This window comes from Idiomarina piscisalsi (genome assembly GCF_003987095.1).
Taxonomy (GTDB): Bacteria; Pseudomonadota; Gammaproteobacteria; order Enterobacterales; family Alteromonadaceae; genus Idiomarina; species Idiomarina piscisalsi.
The window spans coordinates 174,288-193,251 of sequence record NZ_PIQA01000006.1 but is presented as its reverse complement, the minus strand read 5'-3'; the positions used below and the strand labels follow the sequence as shown (position 1 = coordinate 193,251).

General features: G+C 50.1%; 18 protein-coding genes and 1 other RNA gene. 7 read left to right on the top strand and 12 right to left on the bottom strand.

The features are described 5' to 3' along the window. Positions 1-3: 3 nt before the first annotated feature. The 4 genes from rfbA to CWI73_RS08920 form a co-directional block, all read right to left on the bottom strand. Positions 4-873 carry a glucose-1-phosphate thymidylyltransferase RfbA gene (rfbA, locus tag CWI73_RS08935; protein ID WP_126752457.1) on the bottom strand — a complete coding sequence of 290 codons (870 nt, stop codon included), beginning with the start codon at positions 871-873 and terminating at the stop codon, positions 4-6. After that, positions 870-1,955, bottom strand: a complete 1,086-nt coding sequence (rfbB, locus tag CWI73_RS08930) for a dTDP-glucose 4,6-dehydratase (RefSeq protein WP_126752456.1) — start codon at positions 1,953-1,955, stop codon at positions 870-872. The genes rfbA and rfbB overlap by 4 nt, the downstream gene beginning before the upstream one ends. A gap of 69 nt (positions 1,956-2,024) precedes the next feature. Continuing rightward, complete coding sequence (locus CWI73_RS08925; protein ID WP_126752455.1) at positions 2,025-3,017, bottom strand: Wzz/FepE/Etk N-terminal domain-containing protein; 993 nt, start codon at positions 3,015-3,017, stop codon at positions 2,025-2,027. A 31-nt stretch (positions 3,018-3,048) separates the two neighbouring features. Then, positions 3,049-4,215 carry a nucleotide sugar dehydrogenase gene (locus tag CWI73_RS08920; RefSeq protein WP_126752454.1) on the bottom strand — a complete coding sequence of 389 codons (1,167 nt, stop codon included), beginning with the start codon at positions 4,213-4,215 and terminating at the stop codon, positions 3,049-3,051. A 595-nt stretch (positions 4,216-4,810) separates the two neighbouring features. On the opposite strand from CWI73_RS08920, the gene CWI73_RS08915 reads away from it, so the two are divergent. Then, entirely contained in the window at positions 4,811-5,092 is a 282-nt protein-coding gene (locus CWI73_RS08915) for a helix-turn-helix transcriptional regulator (RefSeq protein ID WP_126752453.1), read from the top strand. A gap of 76 nt (positions 5,093-5,168) precedes the next feature. Beyond that, positions 5,169-6,572, top strand: coding sequence for an MBL fold metallo-hydrolase RNA specificity domain-containing protein (locus CWI73_RS08910; protein WP_126752452.1), 1,404 nt, complete (start codon positions 5,169-5,171; stop codon positions 6,570-6,572). A 24-nt stretch (positions 6,573-6,596) separates the two neighbouring features. Here the strand turns inward: CWI73_RS08910 and CWI73_RS08905 are convergent, their stop codons facing one another. Genes CWI73_RS08905 through CWI73_RS08890 form a run of 4 tightly spaced genes read right to left on the bottom strand, consistent with a single transcriptional unit; the run spans position 6,597 to position 10,806 of the window. Further along, positions 6,597-7,769: an FAD-dependent oxidoreductase gene (locus CWI73_RS08905; RefSeq protein ID WP_126752451.1), complete on the bottom strand. Its 1,173-nt coding sequence runs from the start codon at positions 7,767-7,769 to the stop codon at positions 6,597-6,599. Next, positions 7,766-8,932, bottom strand: coding sequence for a 2-octaprenyl-6-methoxyphenyl hydroxylase (gene ubiH, locus CWI73_RS08900; protein ID WP_126752450.1), 1,167 nt, complete (start codon positions 8,930-8,932; stop codon positions 7,766-7,768). Before ubiH ends, CWI73_RS08905 begins: the two co-directional genes overlap by 4 nt. Beyond that, on the bottom strand, positions 8,914-10,236 hold the full coding sequence (pepP, locus tag CWI73_RS08895; RefSeq protein WP_126752449.1) for a Xaa-Pro aminopeptidase: 1,323 nt from the start codon (positions 10,234-10,236) through the stop codon (positions 8,914-8,916). The genes ubiH and pepP overlap by 19 nt, the downstream gene beginning before the upstream one ends. Before the next feature lie 3 nt (positions 10,237-10,239). Beyond that, entirely contained in the window at positions 10,240-10,806 is a 567-nt protein-coding gene (locus tag CWI73_RS08890) for a UPF0149 family protein (RefSeq protein ID WP_126752448.1), read from the bottom strand. Between the two features lie 133 nt (positions 10,807-10,939). Here CWI73_RS08890 and zapA point away from each other — a divergent pair, with 133 nt between their 5' ends. Together zapA and ssrS are read left to right on the top strand one after the other, a co-directional pair. After that, entirely contained in the window at positions 10,940-11,251 is a 312-nt protein-coding gene (gene zapA, locus CWI73_RS08885; protein ID WP_126752447.1) for a cell division protein ZapA, read from the top strand. Between the two features lie 25 nt (positions 11,252-11,276). Further along, positions 11,277-11,461: non-coding RNA, 6S RNA (ssrS, locus tag CWI73_RS08880), on the top strand. A 22-nt stretch (positions 11,462-11,483) separates the two neighbouring features. On the opposite strand, the gene CWI73_RS08875 is transcribed toward ssrS, so the two are convergent. Beyond that, positions 11,484-13,070 carry an amidohydrolase family protein gene (locus CWI73_RS08875; RefSeq protein WP_126752446.1) on the bottom strand — a complete coding sequence of 529 codons (1,587 nt, stop codon included), beginning with the start codon at positions 13,068-13,070 and terminating at the stop codon, positions 11,484-11,486. Between the two features lie 47 nt (positions 13,071-13,117). Here CWI73_RS08875 and CWI73_RS08870 point away from each other — a divergent pair, with 47 nt between their 5' ends. The 3 genes from CWI73_RS08870 (at position 13,118) to serA (ending at position 15,685) form a co-directional block, all read left to right on the top strand. Then, on the top strand, positions 13,118-13,705 hold the full coding sequence (locus CWI73_RS08870; RefSeq protein ID WP_126752445.1) for a 5-formyltetrahydrofolate cyclo-ligase: 588 nt from the start codon (positions 13,118-13,120) through the stop codon (positions 13,703-13,705). Positions 13,706-13,787: 82 nt separating this feature from the next. Continuing rightward, the gene (gene rpiA, locus CWI73_RS08865) at positions 13,788-14,459 is read left to right on the top strand and encodes a ribose-5-phosphate isomerase RpiA (protein ID WP_126752508.1); all 672 of its coding nucleotides are present in this window, start codon (positions 13,788-13,790) and stop codon (positions 14,457-14,459) included. Beyond that, the gene (gene serA, locus CWI73_RS08860; RefSeq protein WP_126752444.1) at positions 14,459-15,685 is read left to right on the top strand and encodes a phosphoglycerate dehydrogenase; all 1,227 of its coding nucleotides are present in this window, start codon (positions 14,459-14,461) and stop codon (positions 15,683-15,685) included. The genes rpiA and serA overlap by 1 nt, the downstream gene beginning before the upstream one ends. Here the strand turns inward: serA and phoU are convergent. From phoU to pstA, 3 genes are all read right to left on the bottom strand, one after another. After that, complete coding sequence (gene phoU / locus CWI73_RS08855) at positions 15,682-16,404, bottom strand: phosphate signaling complex protein PhoU (protein ID WP_126752443.1); 723 nt, start codon at positions 16,402-16,404, stop codon at positions 15,682-15,684. The two genes, serA and phoU, sit on opposite strands and share 4 nt — an antisense overlap. A 10-nt stretch (positions 16,405-16,414) precedes the next feature. After that, complete coding sequence (gene pstB / locus CWI73_RS08850; RefSeq protein ID WP_088769337.1) at positions 16,415-17,233, bottom strand: phosphate ABC transporter ATP-binding protein PstB; 819 nt, start codon at positions 17,231-17,233, stop codon at positions 16,415-16,417. A 61-nt stretch (positions 17,234-17,294) separates the two neighbouring features. Further along, on the bottom strand, positions 17,295-18,956 hold the full coding sequence (gene pstA, locus CWI73_RS08845) for a phosphate ABC transporter permease PstA (RefSeq protein WP_126752442.1): 1,662 nt from the start codon (positions 18,954-18,956) through the stop codon (positions 17,295-17,297). Positions 18,957-18,964 lie beyond the last annotated feature (8 nt).

Sequence of the window (18,964 nt, the reverse complement as noted above, 5' to 3'; positions counted from 1 at the left end):
CTATTACTTTTTTGGCTTAAGACTGAGTAGATATTCGCCATAGCCATTTTTGCGTAAATCGTGACCGGCCTGTTGCACTTGCTCCCAACTCAGCCAATTTTGTAGGTAGCCTATTTCTTCCAGGCAGGCAATTTTATACCCCTGACGCTTTTCAATGGTTTCAACAAACTGTGCGGCTTCAAGTAAACTTTCGTGGGTACCGGTGTCAAGCCAGGCAAAGCCGCGGCCTAATAATTCAACATTTAAATCACCACGCTCTAAATAGGCCTGGTTAATGCTAGTAATTTCAAGTTCGCCCCGGTCAGAGGGTTCTACTTGTTTAGCTATTTCGACAACGTCGTTGTCGTAAAAGTACAGCCCAGTAACTGCATAATTTGACTTTGGTTGCTCAGGCTTTTCTTCAATTGAAATGGCGCGTTTATTGTCGTCGAATTCAACCACCCCAAAACGCTCGGGGTCTTTCACCTGGTAGCCAAATACTGTTGCGCCTGAAGTTTGGCTTGCTGCATGTTTAAGCTTGGGGCTGAAGCCTTGACCATAGAAAATGTTGTCACCAAGCACCAAACACACGCTGTCATCACCAATGAATTCTTCACCAATAATAAAGGCCTGGGCTAGTCCATCTGGGCTTGGCTGTTCTTTGTAGCTAAGTTCTATGCCGAACTGTGAGCCGTCGCCCAATAGCTTTTCAAAATTTGGTAAATCTTCCGGTGTGGAAATAATGAGTATTTCGCGAATACCCGCTAGCATAAGTACAGACAGCGGGTAGTAAATCATAGGTTTGTCATAGATAGGCAGTAATTGCTTAGATACGCCTTTTGTTATTGGGTATAGGCGCGTGCCCGAGCCGCCCGCTAATACTATTCCTTTCATGCGCTTTCTCCTGCCTGAGAGTTTCCTAAACGCTCACGCTGATAGCTGCCGTCCTGCACTCGCTGACACCATTCCTGATTGTTTAAATACCATTGTACGGTTTTGCGAATACCGGACTCGAATGTTTCTTCTGGTACCCAGCCTAAATCATTCTTTATTTTAGTTGCGTCAATGGCGTAGCGCATGTCATGCCCAGGGCGGTCTTCTACGTAAGTTATCAAGTCTTTGTATGAGGTATTAGTGGGCACTAACTCGTCAAGTATTTCACAAATGGTGGTCACTACGTCAATATTTTGCTTTTCGTTGTGACCACCAATGTTGTAGGTTTCGCCGACTTTGCCTTCTGCCGCTACTTTGACTAATGCTCGGGCGTGATCTTCCACATACAGCCAGTCTCGTATTTGGTTGCCTATGCCGTAAACGGGTAACGCTTTACCATCCAGAGCATTCAATATCATTAACGGAATGAGTTTTTCAGGGAAATGGTAAGGACCGTAATTATTGGAGCAATTGGTGATAACGGTTGGCAAACCATAGGTGCGGTGCCATGCTCTGACTAAATGATCACTACTGGCTTTTGAGGCACTGTAAGGGGAGCTTGGTTTGTAGGCATTGGCTTCGGTGAATAAAGGGAGTTCACCTTCTTGCTCTTCTGGGTGTGGCAAATCTCCGTATACTTCATCAGTCGAAATATGGTGAAATTTAAACGCTGCCTTTTGACTCTCTGGCAGGTTTTGCCAGTAGGCTCTTGCCTGCTCTAGCAGCGTATAGGTACCAATAATGTTGGTTTGCATGAACTCGCCGGGGCCGTCGATAGAACGGTCAACATGAGACTCCGCCGCTAAATGCATGACGACATCAGGCTGGTACTGTTCGAATACGCGCTTTATTTCGCTCGCGTCGCAAATATCGACTTTCTCGAAGGCATATCGGTCATTGCTACTGACAGAAGCTAAGCTTTCTAAATTGCCTGCGTAGGTGAGTTTGTCAACGTTGATGACACTGTGGTTGGTGTCATTTATTAAGTGACGTATAACTGCGGAGCCTATGAAGCCGGCGCCGCCTGTTACTAGTATTTTCATGGAGTTCATTTTATTAATTCAGATATCTCACCTGACGCAATAGCGTCAGGCTACGTGAGGTGTGTTTGGTTATGCTTCTCTGTTGTTGCGTACTAAGTGGCGGATAAAAACAACCAATAGTGATAAGAAGCCACCTAAGAAGGTGCCTATTATGCAAATTAATGCACGAGCGGGTGCGTCTTTTTCCTCAGGCACAACGGCAGGGTCAAGCACTTGAAAAATATACTCGGGTCGAACATTAGCCAGCATAATGGTTTGTGTTTGCTTTTCAATAAGCTGATAGAACACTTGTTGCATGCTGCTTAGATTGGTTTTGCCCAGCTCTTCCTGCAAAAACTCCATACTACTTTCGGCTTCTTCAATGTCGCGTGCTCGCATGTGGTCATTAATGTCTTCAATTAACCACTGTGTCCAACGATGCGCAATAATCGGAGACTGATGATTTATTGCAACAATAATTAACCCGGGTGTCTCTTCATCCTTTTCAACGACCAAGTTATCTCTAAAAGCGTTAACGTATTCCCAGCTAGTAGGCTCCGGTTGTTTCGGCGGCTCAACTTCCCGCACCCACTCTTTCGTTTCTGGGTTGTAGATTTCTTCGTCGTATACCAATTTACCACTGGGCCGGTGCCACTCTTTTACTGCCATAACCTCTGGCAAAATGTCATGCTTTTCCACAAAGTTTTTAATGAACTGGCGCGACTGCAGTATTTCCATGGCCATGGTTACTTTATCGACTTGCTGTTTACCCACGTTAATACCTGCCAGGCTTGCCAAACCACTCACTTCTTCACCAAAACCCTGCCCTTGAGCCTCTTCCGTCGGCGCCAAAGTCGCTTCGGCTTTGTAAATGTCCGGTAAGCTTAAAGAGTAAACAACCGATGCCACGGCAAACACAAAGGTAATGGCAATAATCCACCATTTGCCGTCCCAGATAATTTTAAACAGCTCGCGCAGGTCTATCTCGTCGTCTTGCGGGTAGGGTTGCGCGTAAAAGTTGGGTGGGTATTGACCGGGCCCGTACGGTGCCGGATGGTTCTGTTTATTGTTCTCGTCAGTCATTGCGTTGTCTTATTAGTTAGTCGCTATTAAGCTAGTCGTTGTTAAACAGGTCGCGCGTATACACCTTAGCTTGCACGTCTTTTATGTCGTCGGCCAGTCGATTACTGAGTATGACTTCCGACACGGCTTTAAATTCATTTAAGTCATTTATAACCCGGGAGTTATAGAATTTTTCTTCTGTGAGTTCGGGTTCGTAAACCACCACTTCTATGCCTTTGGCTTTTATGCGCTTCATTACACCCTGAATGGCCGATGCCCGGAAGTTATCCGAGCCCGACTTCATGACCAAACGATACACGCCAACCACTTTGGGTTGCTTGGCAATAATTTGGTCGGCGATAAAGTCTTTGCGGGTACGGTTGGCGTCCACAATGGATTTGATCATGGTTTGTGGTACGTCGTCGTAGTTGGCGAGCAATTGCTTGGTGTCTTTTGGCAGGCAGTAGCCGCCGTAACCAAAGCTGGGGTTGTTGTAATGCGAACCTATGCGCGGGTCTAAACACACGCCTTCAATAATTTGTTTGGTGTCCAGGTTGTGCACTTCAGCGTAGGTGTCCAGCTCGTTGAAGTAGGCAACGCGCATGGCTAAGTATGTGTTAGCGAACAGCTTTATGGCTTCGGCTTCGGTGCTGTCGGTAAAGAGTATGTCTATGTCTTGTTTCTCGGCGCCCTGCTTTAACAGGTTAGCAAAGGTTTCAGCGCGCTCGGAGCGTTCGCCGACAATAATACGCGACGGGTGCAAATTGTCGTACAAGGCTTTGCCTTCGCGCAGGAATTCCGGCGAAAACAGAATGTTATTGGTGCCGAACGTTTCTTTTAATGCTTTTGTGTAACCCACCGGAATGGTCGACTTAATAACCATAACCGCATGAGGGTTCAGTGCCATAACCTGACTAATAACGCTTTCAACGGTTTTGGTATTAAAATAATTGGTTTGCGGGTCGTAGTCGGTGGGTGTGGCAATAACCACAAAGTCGGCGTCTTTGTAGGCGTCTTCGGTTTGGGTGGTTGCTGTGAGGTTAAGTGGCTTTTCTGCTAAAAATTGCTGAATTTCTTTGTCGACTATAGGTGACTGTTTATTATTAATTTTTTCAACTTTTTCTTCGTCTATATCGACAGCAATGACATTATTTTTTTGGGCGAGGAGAACCGCGTTGGACAAACCAACGTATCCTGTACCTGCTACTGCAATTTTCATTAGTTATTAACCCTAACTGCAACGATTAGGCACGCTACCGCCCATGGGTTGCGGTTCCCATAGGCCGATGGTGCGGGTAATTTTGATCAAGCGAGTATGATACCGCACGTAGCCCTTTTCCTACAAAGGCTTTATTGCACATTTTTGACGAGATTTTGAGCGATTGGTTCCGTTGGTTGGCTACGAGGCTGGCGGGGTAAACCGGTATTGCCGAATCTGTCGATTATTAATTTGACATAACTGTCACATTAAACTTGGTTTTGAACATAACTGTAACGCTATTACCTGAAAACCTTGGGTATTTGAAGTAATCCAGCAACGTTAATCGAGTGCGCACGCGCTTAACGGTAGTTTGATACTGGAAAAGCCAAAAAATGTGAATTTTACGGTAGATTGTTTCCGCTTTATAGGCTAAATTCACTGTAATGCAGAAACAAACTACCGGCCAGCACATGAAAAATATAACACTTCAGCTGTTTAACGAGGGTAAATGGTGGGACGCTGCAAGCCTCAACTTCGCCGGAGAGCATTCTGGAATTTCCGGCCATTGGCTTTAATAACCTTCGTGAGAAATTAACTGACTTCGGTGTAAGACATGTCTGATTTATCGGTACAAAAACGGCGCGACATTATGCAGGACATTGAAGATGGTTTAGCAAGTGGTGAACTGTCTATGGGAGATGCTGTGAAAGCTATTCGTACTCGTTTGTACGATATGAGCCAAACCCATTACGCACGCTTTATGGGCATTTCTGATAAAACACTGCGAGATATCGAAAAAGGCAACACCGACCCTCGGTTATCCATTATCACAAAGCTGCTCGAGTCCGGAGGCCTGCGTTTATGTGCCAAAGTCATTCGGGTAACCGTGTCCTAATATCACCCTTTTGTCCGATAGCGGTTTTCCGCCGTTTTTTGTAATCTGGTTGTTTTAAACAAAATGGAACCAGCACATGGATGTTATACATCACGGCGCGTTTGAGGGGGTTACGGGCTCTTGCCACGAGCTACTGTTAGACAGTGACCACTCACTTTTAATTGACTGCGGGTTGTTCCAGGGGGCGGAAACCTCGGGGTCTGGTGCGGATTCCAACACGCAGGAAATTGATTTCGATATTACCAAGGTGCAGGCGTTGGTGGTGACCCACTGCCACATTGACCACGTAGGCCGCATTCCCTGGTTGTTAATTGCCGGCTTTACCGGCCCTATTTACTGCACGAAAGCTACCGCGCATTTGTTGCCTCTGGTTATTGAAGACGCGTTAAAAGTAGGCCTAACCCGCAACGCCGATATTATTGATGCCGTGATAACTCGCCTGCAGCGCCAGCTACAACCGGTGGAGTACGATAGCTGGCTGGAGCTGCCTGCTGACTTTGCGACTGAGCGCTTTAAGCTGCGCTTTCGTCAGGCGGGGCATATTCTGGGGTCGTCTTATGTGGAAATTGAGAACGTGAGTACTCACTATCGCGTAGTGTTCTCGGGTGACTTAGGCTGTAAAAACACACCACTGCTACCCGACCCGACGCCGCTGGAGCGCGCTGACTTTCTGTTGCTGGAAAGCACCTATGGCGACAAGAACCACGAGTCGCGCCTTGATCGCGAGCAACGCCTGAAGTCGGTGGTTGAGCGTTGTGTGGAAAATAAAGGCACCATTTTAATTCCGGCGTTTAGTATTGGCCGTACGCAAGAGCTTTTGTACGAATTAGAAGACATTATTCATAAAGCCCGGGCTAAGGAAGCTGAGACTGGCGTGGCGGATCCCCTGTCTTTCAAAGTATGGCACAAAATGACGGTTATTTTAGATTCACCGCTAGCCGCGCAATTTACCAAGCAGTACCGGACCATGAAGGCGTTGTGGGACGAAGAGGCATTGGCACGGGTAGAAGAAGACCGCCACCCGCTGAACTTCGACCGCCTAATGACGGTAGACGACCACAGTGACCATGAGCGCGTGGTGAATTACTTAAAAAGCAGCGGCGACCCCTGCATTGTTATTGCCGCCAGCGGTATGTGTACCGGCGGGCGTATGCTGAATTACTTAAAAGCCCTGCTACCCGACCCGCGCACCGATGTGTTGTTTGTAGGCTACCAGGCCGCCGGAACCCCAGGGCGCGATATACAAACCTACGGTCCACGCGGTGGTTATGTCGACTTAGACCACGAGCGTATAGACATAAAAGCTGGTATTTATACCTTAGGCGGCTACTCTGCGCATGCCGACCAACAAGAACTTTTAGACTTTATAGACGCCACCGAAGCCCCGGTGAAACGCATACGCTTAATTCACGGCGAGCCCGACGCGCGGGCTGCGTTGGCAGCGAAAATTCGCGAGCGTTATGGCGTGGTTGTCGATTGATAGATCGCACCTGACGTAATAACGTCAGGCTACGGCTATTTCGGCGAGCTTTCTTTTAAGAAATGTCAGCTTGTTGGCGATGCCAAAAGCCAGTGCCCGCAGGCCTTTTACAACCGGGTTGGCGGTACCAAAGCCGCGTTTAAACAGCTCCATGGCGGCTATCATGACCTGGGTGTCGGCTTTGCGGGCTCGTTGGTAGGCGTTTAAGTGTTTGGTTAAGTCGTTCAGCGCTTTTAAGTCCACGCCCTGCAACTGTTTACACAGTTCGTTAACGTCACCAAAGCCTAAGTTAGCGCCCTGCCCGGCAAGCGGGTGAATGGTGTGCGCAGCGTCGCCGGCCAGCACAATGCGCTGATGAAACCACTGGCGTGCGTACTGCATTCGAAGCGGAAAAGCTTTTATGTCAGATACACATTCGCACGCACCCAGTACCCGACCAGACTCGGTTTCTACCTGTTTCGCAAAACGCTCTGGTGTTTCATTCAGTAACTGCGCCGCTAAGGGTTCGTCTGCCGACCAGACAATAGAAACAATCTGTGAGTTGGGCGTCGGTAACAACGCCAACGGTCCGGTGGGTAAAAACACCTGCCGGGCAACGCCGTTATGAGGCTGTTCGGTACGAATGTTAGCGACAATACCGCGCTGCTCGTAGTCCCAGAAACTAATGGGGAGTTCGGCAAATTGACGCACTTGCGAGCGACCGCCGTCCGCGCCAATAACGAGGTTAGCCGAAAGTAATTGCTCACCTACTTTTACTTCTGCCGGGCTGCTGTCGTCTCCGGCACTTACTAACGACCAACTGTCGGTTTTTATGATCTCCACGCCTGCCTGTTCAGCGCTTTCCCACAAAAAGTGCTCAGCCACGTTGTTTTCTACAATAGCGCCAATGTCTTCAGCGTTAATTTCGGCGGCGGAAAATTCAATATGGGCGGGGCTGTCTTTGTCCCACACTTGCATGCTCTTATACGGCCCGGTGCGATGCGCCTGTATTTTTTGCCAGGCACCACAGTCGGCCAGTACGCTGCGGCTGCGATCGTTTAATGCGCTAACCCGTAATGCCAATTCTTCAGTCAGCTCGGGCTGGTCGTGGCGTTCTATAACAGTTACTTGCCGACCCTGTTGCGCCAGCTTGGTGGCCAGGCTCAGGCCTATCATGCCGCCGCCAACAACGACAATGTCAGTCTGTTTGCGTGTCATGGTTTCATCCCCATGGTTAGGCGGGCAAAGCGGGACTTTAACGGTGCGCAGTGCTGCAACAGCATGAGTGCGCTGTTACGCCCCAGTACGGTTGGCCAGAATTGATTGGAAAAGCCGCGCACTAAGCCGTCAGTTAACCGAATAATAGACTCGTAATCACGTTCGCGGTGCTGTTCATAATTATTAAGATGCTCAAAAGCGCCCGGATCGGTTGCGTCTGCTAAGCTTTCGCACAGCTGTTCGACGTCGCGTAGTCCTAAATTAAAGCCCTGCCCCGCAATAGGGTGCAACGCATGCGAGGCATTACCAATAATAACCGCGCGGTGATGCGTTGAACGTTTCGCCCGGCGCAAAATAAGCGGATAAAACACTCGCGGCGATACCGATTTAAAACGCCCGGCTCGATAGCCAAAGGCTTGTTGGCAACGCTGTAAAAACTCTGCGTCTGTCCATTGTTCGGCTTCAGCCAGCTGCTTTTCGGTGAAGCTCCACACCAGCGACGCCTGATTCCCCTGCATTGGCAAAAGCGCAATGGGTCCGTTTTCGGTAAAACGTTCGTACGCCCATCCATTAAGTGGCTGTTCGAGCTCTAACGTCGCAATACAGCCATACTGTCCGTAGTCGGTTACCTCTGACTTTAGTCGTAGCTGTTCGCGCACCAGCGAGTTTTGGCCGTCGGCACCAATCAGTAAACGGCAATGTACCTGCTGTTGGTTGTCCAATACCACGGTCGCCTGCGCAGACTCTTGTTGCACTTGTTCGGCGCGTACACCGCCTAACCAGGTAATATTGTTCAGTTTCTGGCAGCTTTTATACAAGCGCTCTACTAACTCGGACGCCGCCACCACTTTGCCCAGGGCTTCCACGCCTTCTTGTTCAGCATGCAGCTCAGTACCACCGATGAAGCCGCGATCGGAAATATGAATGTGCTTAATGGGCTCGTGAGTAATATTGTCGAGTACGCCCAGCTTTGACAAACGGTGGGCAGATGCAGCGGCCAGCGCAATAATGCGTTTGTCGTTGGGCGGACCTTCTTTGCGGGGTTCGCAAATAACAATACGCCAGTCCGGGCGCTGCTGCGCCAGCATCATACCGGTCAGCGCGCCAACCAGGCCGCCGCCAACAATAGCAATATCGGCAGATATTACTTGCCGCTCATCCATGCTTCTATCTCTTCTATGGTTTTAGGCACGTCGCTGGTGAGGTTTTCATAGCCCTCAGCGGTGACCACCAGATCGTCTTCAATACGAATGCCAATGCCGCGCCACTTTTCATCAACGTCGGCGTCTTCGGGAATATAAATACCCGGTTCAACGGTCAGCACCATACCCGGCTCAAAAGAAACAGGCTTGCCGTTGTCGTCTTTGTAGCGACCCATGTCATGTACGTCCAGCCCGAGCCAGTGCCCTAAACCGTGAATAAAATAGGTTTTCCAACGCATGGCTTCAAAGGCGGTGTCCGGGTCACCGTCGATAATACCCAACTCAACCAGACCGTCGTTAATCACCCGCGCGGCAGCGTTGCTGGCGTTAACCAAATTGCTGCCGGGCTTTATTTCCTCAAACGCCGCTTGTTGCGCTTTTAATACCAGCTCATACAAGGTGCGCTGAGTGTCGCTGAACTTGCCGTTAACCGGGAAGGTACGGGTAATGTCGGCAGCATACCCCTGATACTCGGCACCGGCATCGACGAGGATCAAATCGCCGTCGTTTAGTACGTCTTTGTTGTCGGTGTAGTGCAACACGCAGGCGTTGGCACCACCACCGCAGATCATCCCGTAGGCCGGATACAGTGCACCGTTCATGGCAAACTCATGATGCAGCTCGGCACCCACCTGATATTCGTGTTTGCCGGGCTCGACAAAGCGCATAATGCGGCGAAAGGCGTTGCTGCTAATGCGTGCCGACTCGCGCATGACGTTAATTTCAGCCTCTGATTTTATCAGCCGCATGTCGTCTAACAACGGACGTAAGTCGTTCAAACTTTGTGGCGGTAATGCACCGCTTCGTCTGGCTGCCTGCTGCAATTGGTTACGTGCGCTGTTAATTAGCTCGCCCACTTCGGCCTGCTCGCCCATTAAGTAGAACACGCTGTCCATGCCTTTCAGTATGTCCGGCAGTCGTTCTTCAATGGCGTCTGCGTCTTCAGCGGCGTCGACTTTTAACGTCTGCTCTGCATTTTCATAACCTAAACGCAGGCCGTGCCAAACTTCCTGCTGCGGGTCTTTGTCCTGGCAAAACAGTAAGCTTTGCGGCTTTTCACCGTTAACCAGCACTAGCACCGCGTCGGGCTCGGCAAAACCGGTCAAATAGAGAAAGTCACTGTTTTGCCGGAACGGATACTCAGTGTCGTTACTGCGCGTGACTTCACTGTTACCAGCAATAATGGCGACAGCGCCCAGCGGCATGCGCTTCATAAGCGCCTCTCGGCGTTGTGCAAATTCTTCTACGGAAATTACAGCGGTCATAAATTAGTGCAGTATTTTAGGTGGTTGATTAGCCGGCTGCTCTTTGCGGCCTAACTCGGTGTAGCACATCATGGCCGATACGCGCAGGTATTCGACAATTTCGAAGTAAGCACGCTCTTCTTCCTCGCCGCCTTCTTCGGTGAACTCAATTTTTGCCAGCTCGACCATGTCTTCAATGGCTTCTTTTAAGTCGGCGCTTAAGGTCGCCATACTTTGCTGGTTAACACCGTAGCCTGCAAGAAACGCATTCACCCAACCGGCTAGTGCATTTAAACGCTCTGGCAGTGGCTCGCCGTCTTCCGGCAGCAGTAAACGAAAGCCCAAATCATGGTCGCCCAGCGAATGTTCAATTTCTTCGGCTTGTTGCTGTAATAAATTTTTAAGCTCTGTTGGAATGCTTTGCCCGTCGTAAGCTAAGTCTGACAACACCGCCATAAGCTCGTCACTTTTCGGCTCGCTGCCGGTGGCTATTAAGCCCGTGAGCATGCCCTGAATTTCAGAAGCGCCCGGTGTCATATCGTAGCCCGCGTAAAGTTCGGCTAAACGGTCATAATTAAAGCGTGTGGACATGAAATCTCGCCTTTTGTGAATCTTGCCATAATCCTAACACTGGCTTTACATAATCGCTAGCTGACAAACGCCCGCTGCTCGTGCCATAATGCAGTTATTCACGCTGATGAGTCAGTTGCAAGGAGTCTTTTGAATGGCCGCGAAAACCATGGATATTAAATTGCTGGAGCGTAACTATAAGGTTGCCTGCCCTGTGGGTCAGGAAAGCGCGTTGCAGCAAGCGGCAGACGCCTTAAACCAAAGGCTGCAGGAAACGAAGGAAAGCACGCAGCTGACCAATGTTGAACAAATAGCCGTGATGACCGCATTAAACTTGTGTCACGAATGGATACAAGACCAGAACGAACAGTCGGCCAAAACGGCCAAGCTTGAAGAGAAAATTCAACTGCTTCAGGCGACAATTGAACAAGCAATGAGCGAACAGCGCTCGCAGCGTAATCGCTAAATAGACAAACAGTAACCCTTTCTGCGGTTCCCTGGGGTGTTTGCCAGCAGGCTAATGTCCCTGAGCCGATGCTTGTATTAAAAGGGGATCACTGGCCCGTCATGAGCAAGCCCGGCATGCACCGGGAAGCCTACGACGGATACCACTTGCTCCCCGCCTTGAACCAATGGGTTCAAGGGCTACAGCCAGCAGCGGCACCTTGGGGAACCACCCTTTCTTATTGGTTAAAGCCTTACTCAGCACGTTCGGCTTTTTCTTGTGCAACAATGCGCTTTACGTCTTCCAGCAACGCCTGAGCGTCGTACACAATACCGTCTTTAATGGTGTACTTAACGCCTTCGGTGCGCATGGGTTTGTTCTGGTCGTTGAGTTTGAAGTGACCGGTTCCGTACAGCACTTTAAAGTTCGCCAGTGGGTTTTCCTTCACAATGACCATGTCAGCTTTTTTGCCCAGCGCAATGCTGCCAATGTCGTCTTCCATGCCTAAGGCTTCAGCCCCGGCGACGGTTGCCGCATGTATGACTTCTAACGCATTTAGCCCGGCTTCACGCAGCAATTCCATTTCGCGAATGTAACCAAAGCCATAAATTTTATAGATATAACCCGCGTCAGACCCTAGCGTAATGCGACCGCCGTTAGCGTGATAGTCTTTCAGGAAGGTCATCCACTTGTCGTAGTTCTTTTTCCAGGCAATTTCATTGTCGGTGGTCCAGTCGAACCAGTACGAGCCATGCGCATAACGGCTGGGCTCGAAGAAGTCCCACAGTCGTGGCAGTGTGTATTCGTCGTGCCAAATAGCCTGGCGCTCGCGCATGAGATCTCGCGAGGCTTCGTAAATCGTGAGTGTTGGGTTAATAGTGAAGTCGAGTTCTATCAGTTCGTCACGAACCGCGTTCCACTTTTCAGAGCCCGATTCAGCCGCTTGTTTCCATAACCGCCCTGCTTCTTCAAAACGATGCTGTTCGTTGTTGTAGTTGTAGTGCGCCGGATAGTCCTGAATGCGCTGCTCTTCGAATAACGCTTCCGGTAAACCGTACCAGTGTTCCATAGAGGTCAGTCCTAGACGCGCCGAGTCCAGTGCGTTCATGGACATAACGTTGAGCTGGGCGTGGTGCATCATGGTGCCCAGGCCTTGTTTGTTGGCCTCGTCGAGCGCAGCTTCCATCACCTTACGTGATGCGCCAAAGAACTTAATGCCAGCAGCGCCTTTGTCTTTTATATAGCGTACCCAGTCGCGGGCCTGTTCTGCACCGTAAATGGGCTCGTCCCAACCTTGACCAAAACCGACATAGGGCACAATACGCGGCGATGCAATGTCGTTGTCCTGCGCTTGTTCCTGATGCCACTGCACCCAGTCCAAGCCGTTAAAACTGCCAGGTTCGCGAATGGTAGTAATGCCATGACCCAGCCACAGTTTCAGTACATACTCTGCAGGAATACCTTCGGCGGAGCCGCCAATGTGAGCATGCATGTCGATAAAGCCGGGCAGAATATAATGGCCGGACACATCCATTTCTTTGTCGCCGCGACCTGCTTCAGGACGGCGCGAGTCGATAATAGGCACGCCAGGGTTACCCACACTGACAATTTGAGTAATACGGTCGTCTTCAATAACAATATCGACAGGCCCTTGTGGCGGCGCGCCTTCGCCGGTAATGAGAGTACCGCCACGCAGAATTAAGCGGTCATAAGGCCCTTCGCCCTGCTCGCGCTCCGGTGCTTTCGGTGGTGCCTGCATTAACGGGGCGGAAAACACCTGAGAGGAAGCAGCAAGCAACAAGGCTGCGCAGGTGAAAGCTATCGTTTTTATTGTTTTCATCGGTTATCCTCGACACATTCGTTCGGCTGACTGACACAGACTTTAGCATGACCCGACAAGAACTCCGACGCAAGTTACAGCAAATTCGCCGCAGCTTACCCCAGGACTATGCCAAACAGGCCGGCATGGCGGTTGCTGACGCTGTTGAGCAGCGACTGCGCGGGTTAGAGCCGGCCCAAACCACTGTAGCGGTGTATCACAGTTTTGCCGGCGAGTTGCCCACACAACCGGTTATACAACGGCTTTGGGAAAACGGCTTTCAAACGGTACTGCCGGTACTGCACCCGTTCGCCAAAGGTCATTTATTGTTTTTGCGCCACACCCCTGACACCCGCATGACTCAAAACAAGTACGGCATAGAAGAGCCGGAGTTGCGTGTCGATAACGTGGTGCCACTGACTGACATTGATGTACTACTGCTGCCACTGGTGGGTTTTGACGAAAAAGGCAACCGCCTGGGTATGGGCGGCGGTTATTACGACCGCACATTAGCCCAGTGGTATAACGGACATACACCCCATTTATTCCCGATTGGGCTAAGTTATGACGAGCAGCGGGTTAGTGAGCTGCCTGTCGAGGCCTGGGACATTCCTTTGCCGGAAATTATTACTCCGGGTAAACACTGGCGTTTTTAACACGGTTTTTGCGGTAAAGCGTTCGATAAAAACCAACAAAACTCTTATACTGACGCTAACGATGAACACAGGGGTAATAATGATGTCAGGCAATACAGATTCACTTAAAAAAGCCGCTGCTGAAGCAGCCATGCAGTACATTGAAAATGGCACTGTGGTCGGTGTTGGTACCGGCTCGACAGTTAACTTTTTTATCGATGAGCTGGCAAAACGAAAAGACGATATTGAAGGTGCGGTGTCAAGCTCTGAGGAGTCGACCAAACGCCTGAAAGCCCATGGCATTGAGGTGTTTGACTTAAACTCAGTAGCGGATGTTCCGGTCTATATTGACGGTGCCGACGAAATTAACGAGCACGGCCAGATGATAAAAGGCGGTGGCGGCGCGCTGACTCGCGAGAAAGTTATTGCGGCGGTGGCGGACAAATTCGTTTGTGTGGCCGACGACAGTAAACGTGTGGGTCGTTTAGGCAGCTTCCCGTTGCCCGTTGAGGTTATTCCTATGGCACGCTCTTATGTGGCGCGGGAAATTGTGAAGTTAGGCGGTGACCCGGTGTGGCGCCAGGGCTTCACGACTGACAACGGCAACTGGATTCTGGATGTGCACAACCTGGACATTATGAAACCCATGGAGCTTGAGTCTGACCTGAACAATATTGTCGGCGTAGTCACTAACGGCTTATTCGCCCAGCGTGGCGCAGACGTGGCGCTTATTGCACGCGAAGACGGCGTTGAAACATTGAAGGTAGCAGGCTAATGCAAAAGTCATTGTCGAAAGACAAGATAAAAGTTTTATTGTTAGAAGGTGTGCACGACAGTGCCATACAGCTGTTTCGGCATCACGGTTATTCCAATTTAGAGATTCTGCAGACATCACTTAACGAAGACGAACTGTGTGAAAAAATTAAAGACGCGCATATTGTCGGTATACGCTCGCGCAGTCAGTTAAATGAGCGGGTCTTTGCGGCAGCAGAGAAACTCATCGCGGTCGGCTGCTTTTGCATTGGTACCAACCAGGTCGACCTTGAGGCGGCGAAAAAGCACGGTGTTATTGTATTTAACGCGCCGTTTTCTAATACCCGCAGTGTGGCCGAGCTGGTACTGGCTGAAATTATTATGCTGCTGCGCGGTATTCCTGAGAAAAACGCGGTGGCTCATGAAGGCGGCTGGTTAAAGTCGGCGAAACAGTCTTTTGAGGCTCGCGGTAAAATTCTGGGCATTATTGGTTATGGTCACATTGGCAGTCAGCTGAGCGTACTTGCCGAGCAGCTGGGCATGCACATTCGCTACTACGATGTTGAAGACAAACTGCCGATGGGCAATGCGCAGTCGGTGCCAACCCTCGACGACTTACTGGCTCAATCTGACATTGTCACTTTGCACGTACCGGAAACTGAACAAACCCAGTGGATGATTGGCCGTCGCCAAATAGAGCGCATGAAGCCCGGCAGTTTACTGATTAACGCGTCACGCGGCACAGTGGTCGATATTGAGGCTTTGGCTGAAGGACTGTCGTCTCGTCACTTGGGTGGTGCGGCTATTGATGTGTTCCCGGTTGAGCCTAAAGGCAATAATGACGAGTTTGTGTCGCCACTGCGCGGTTTAAAAAACTGCTTGCTGACGCCTCACATTGGCGGTTCAACACTGGAAGCTCAGGAAAACATTGGTGTGGAAGTGGCCGGGAAACTGGTGCGTTATTCTGACAATGGCTCAACGCTATCAGCGGTGAACTTCCCGGAAGTCAGTTTGCCAACGCATGCGACCACACAGCGATTGCTGCATATTCACAAAAACCAGCCGGGTATGCTGAATGCCATTAACCGTATTATTAGTGACAACCAAATAAACGTGGCGGGTCAGTACTTACAAACCGATGAAACCGTCGGTTATGTTGTTATGGATATCGACAGCGACAATGGTGCCGATATCCTGCAACAACTGAAAGACATTCCGGGCACCATTCGCGCCCGGCGTCTGTTTTAGTCGAGTTTATTCCCCATTACCGTGCGTTCCATGCTCTCTGGTGAGACATGGCGCACGTCTTTGCCTTTCACGAAGAAGATAATGTACTCGGCAATGTTCTGACAACGGTCGCCCATGCGCTCCAGCGAGCGGGCAGACCACAGTACGTCCATAATTTTCGGAATAGAGCGCGAGTCTTCCATCATGTAGGTCATTAACTGACGCGTCAGCGCTTCGTACTGACGGTCGGCTTGCTCGTCCTGCTGATGCACATCGTAAGCTGCTTCTAAGTCCATGCGGGCAAAGGCGTCGAGCACTTTACGCAGCATGCTGAGAATGTGCTGACCTAAGTTTTCCAGGCTGACCAACAGCTGCTGCTGGTCTTTGTTGAAGCTTTCTTTCGCCACTTTGGCAATGCGCTCTGCTTCGTCACCAATGCGCTCTAAGTCAGCAATGGTTTTGATAATAGCAATAACCAAACGCAGGTCACTGGCAGCCGGTTGACGCTTAGCGATAATGTGCACACACTCTTCGTCAATTTGCACTTCCAGCTTGTTAATTTTATGGTCGCTACTTAGCACTTTTTCAGCGAGGTTGACGTCGCCTTTTTGAATGGCTTCCAGTGCATCACTAATCTGTTGTTCAACCATTCCGCCCATACTCAGTACGCGGTTCCGCACAGCCTCAAGTTCCTCATTGAACTTACCGGATATGTGCTTACTCATGTTCATTTTATCCATAACACTCTCCTTAGCCGTAACGACCGGTAATATAGTCTTCGGTTTGTTTTTCCGAAGGCGTCGTAAATAAGGTGTCGGTATCTGCGTATTCTATCATTTTCCCCATGTACAGGAATGCCGTTTGGTCTGACACGCGCGCCGCCTGCTGCATGTTGTGGGTAACTATAACCACGGTGAACTTCTCTTTCAGCTCGGTGATAAGCTCTTCAATGGTTAAGGTTGAGATAGGATCCAACGCCGACGTTGGTTCGTCCAGCAGCAAAATCTCCGGCTCAATGGCAATAGAGCGGGCGATAACCAAACGCTGCTGCTGACCACCCGACAGGCTGAACGCGCTGGCGTTCAAACGGTCTTTCACTTCGTCCCAAAGTGCCGCACCGCGCAATGAGGTTTCTACCGCTTCATCCAGTACACGTTTGTCTTTTACGCCTTGCAGGCGCAGACCGTACACCACATTCTCGTAAATCGATTTCGGAAACGGGTTAGGACGCTGGAACACCATACCAACACGGCGTCTTAGCGCAGCAACATCAACGTTTTTATCGTATATATTCTGGCCATGCAGCTCTATTTCGCCATCAATACGGCAAATTTCCACCAGGTCGTTCATGCGGTTAATGCAACGCAATAAGGTTGATTTACCACAACCTGACGGGCCGATAAACGCCGTAACGCGGTTTTTCGGAATGCGCATGGAAATGTCATGCAGCGCCTGATCTTCACCGTAGTATAAGTCCAGGTTCTTAATGTCCAACGCGGTTTGTTCAGCTGGCAAGTTGTGTAAGTCCAGCTTTTCCATGTTGCTTGTACTCGGGTTTACCGAAATCATAAATTCTGACCCTTTCGCTAATTCATCAAAATCTTTTTTGTAAATTCTTTCGTGCTCAATTTTAGTGCTCAAGTGAGCGGTATTTTTCACGTAAATGGTTACGCACACCAATGGCCGTCAGGTTAAGACCGACAATGACGGTAATTAGTAAGAACGAGGTGGCGTACACCAGCGGTCGCGCCGCTTCAACGTTCGGGCTTTGAAAGCCAACGTCGTAAATATGAAAGCCTAAGTGCATAAACTTACGGTCTAAGTGCAAGTACGGGAAGTTCCCGTCTACCGGCAGCATAGGTGCCGACTTGACCACACCCACCAGCATTAGCGGTGCTACCTCACCAGCCGCACGAGCGACAGCCAAAATAAGCCCGGTCATAATAGCCGGCGATGCCATTGGCAATATAATGCGCCAGATGGTTTCCCACTTGGTTGCACCCAGCGACAAACTGCCCTCGCGCAACGATGGCGGAATGCGTGACAAGCCTTCTTCAGTCGAGACAATAACCACCGGCAGTGTCAATATAGCCAGAGTTACCGCAGACCAGAGCACGCCTGGCGTACCAAAGGTTGGGTTAGGTAAAGCTTCTGGATAGAAAATTTGGTCCAGGCTGCCACCTACCATGTAAACGAAGAAGCCCAGACCAAACACACCGTAAACAATAGACGGTACACCGGCCAGGTTAATCACCGCAATACGAATGAGCTTGGTGACCGGGTTTTTACCGGCGTATTCGTGCAGATAAACCGCCGCAACCACACCAAAGGGCGTCACAATAATGGACATGAGCAGTACCATAAATACGGTACCGAAAATGGCCGGGAACACGCCGCCTTCTGTGTTTGCCTCACGCGGGTCGTCACTGACAAACTTACCAATTTGCTGGAAGAAATGACCCAGTTTGGCGAAAAAGCCCATGTCATTCGGGAAGTTAACATCCAACACCCGGTACATGGGCACTTTTACGTCTTCTCCGCGGAAGTCTTTCACGATTAACGCGTCTCGCTGTGCCTGCTCACGTAAGTCGAACAGCTCTTTTTCGTAGACTTGATAGTCGGCGTTTAACTGCTCACGCTGTGCCTGCAAGTCGACGATGGCCTGTTCGGTCAATTCACCTTGTAGCTCCAGACGACGGCGCTCAAGCGACAGCTCATTCAGCTGGTAGTTAATTGACGATATTTCGCCTTCCTGCAAGCCCATGGCTTGCTCGTTCAGCTCGACAGCACGTTCAACCCGTTCAAACATGACTTTTCGGAAGTCTTCGTCACTTTGCTTGGCAACAACTTCGCCATTTTCGGTGACTGCCGTAATGCGCCCGTAGAAGTTGCCGTCTTTGCTGCGTTCAATAACCGCCATGTCTTTTGGTGTGGTGTCTTCGGTGACCAATGACTCCAGTACCCAGGTAAAGTCCAGCGGCACGTATTCACGGTTACCAATTTTCATTAGGTAACGAGTGACGGTTTCTGATTCTATGTCGGCCAAGTCGACCATGGACTGTGGCAAACGCGTTGTCGGCACCACTTCTGAGTCGTACACCTCACCGATTATGTGCTTGGTGCTGCCGTCAGCCTGCTTAATATCCATTTCATGGATGGCTGATGGCCAGAAGAAGGACAGTCCGCGCCAGCCAATCATGATAACCAGCCCAATGACCGCAATTAGGCTGATGCTGACCGAGCCAGCGGTTAGCCAAATCCAGGGTTTTCCGGTTCTAAACCACTTTTTCATCGTTAAAC

Coding starts and splice junctions, on each gene's coding strand:
- rfbA (WP_126752457.1), bottom strand. CDS start 873: ATGAAAGGAATAGTATTAGCGGGCGGCTCGGGCACGCGCCTATACCCA.
- rfbB (WP_126752456.1), bottom strand. CDS start 1,955: ATGAAAATACTAGTAACAGGCGGCGCCGGCTTCATAGGCTCCGCAGTT.
- CWI73_RS08925 (WP_126752455.1), bottom strand. CDS start 3,017: ATGACTGACGAGAACAATAAACAGAACCATCCGGCACCGTACGGGCCC.
- CWI73_RS08920 (WP_126752454.1), bottom strand. CDS start 4,215: ATGAAAATTGCAGTAGCAGGTACAGGATACGTTGGTTTGTCCAACGCG.
- CWI73_RS08915 (WP_126752453.1), top strand. CDS start 4,811: ATGTCTGATTTATCGGTACAAAAACGGCGCGACATTATGCAGGACATT.
- CWI73_RS08910 (WP_126752452.1), top strand. CDS start 5,169: ATGGATGTTATACATCACGGCGCGTTTGAGGGGGTTACGGGCTCTTGC.
- CWI73_RS08905 (WP_126752451.1), bottom strand. CDS start 7,769: ATGACACGCAAACAGACTGACATTGTCGTTGTTGGCGGCGGCATGATA.
- ubiH (WP_126752450.1), bottom strand. CDS start 8,932: ATGGATGAGCGGCAAGTAATATCTGCCGATATTGCTATTGTTGGCGGC.
- pepP (WP_126752449.1), bottom strand. CDS start 10,236: ATGACCGCTGTAATTTCCGTAGAAGAATTTGCACAACGCCGAGAGGCG.
- CWI73_RS08890 (WP_126752448.1), bottom strand. CDS start 10,806: ATGTCCACACGCTTTAATTATGACCGTTTAGCCGAACTTTACGCGGGC.
- zapA (WP_126752447.1), top strand. CDS start 10,940: ATGGCCGCGAAAACCATGGATATTAAATTGCTGGAGCGTAACTATAAG.
- CWI73_RS08875 (WP_126752446.1), bottom strand. CDS start 13,070: ATGAAAACAATAAAAACGATAGCTTTCACCTGCGCAGCCTTGTTGCTT.
- CWI73_RS08870 (WP_126752445.1), top strand. CDS start 13,118: ATGACCCGACAAGAACTCCGACGCAAGTTACAGCAAATTCGCCGCAGC.
- rpiA (WP_126752508.1), top strand. CDS start 13,788: ATGTCAGGCAATACAGATTCACTTAAAAAAGCCGCTGCTGAAGCAGCC.
- serA (WP_126752444.1), top strand. CDS start 14,459: ATGCAAAAGTCATTGTCGAAAGACAAGATAAAAGTTTTATTGTTAGAA.
- phoU (WP_126752443.1), bottom strand. CDS start 16,404: ATGGATAAAATGAACATGAGTAAGCACATATCCGGTAAGTTCAATGAG.
- pstB (WP_088769337.1), bottom strand. CDS start 17,233: ATGATTTCGGTAAACCCGAGTACAAGCAACATGGAAAAGCTGGACTTA.
- pstA (WP_126752442.1), bottom strand. CDS start 18,956: ATGAAAAAGTGGTTTAGAACCGGAAAACCCTGGATTTGGCTAACCGCT.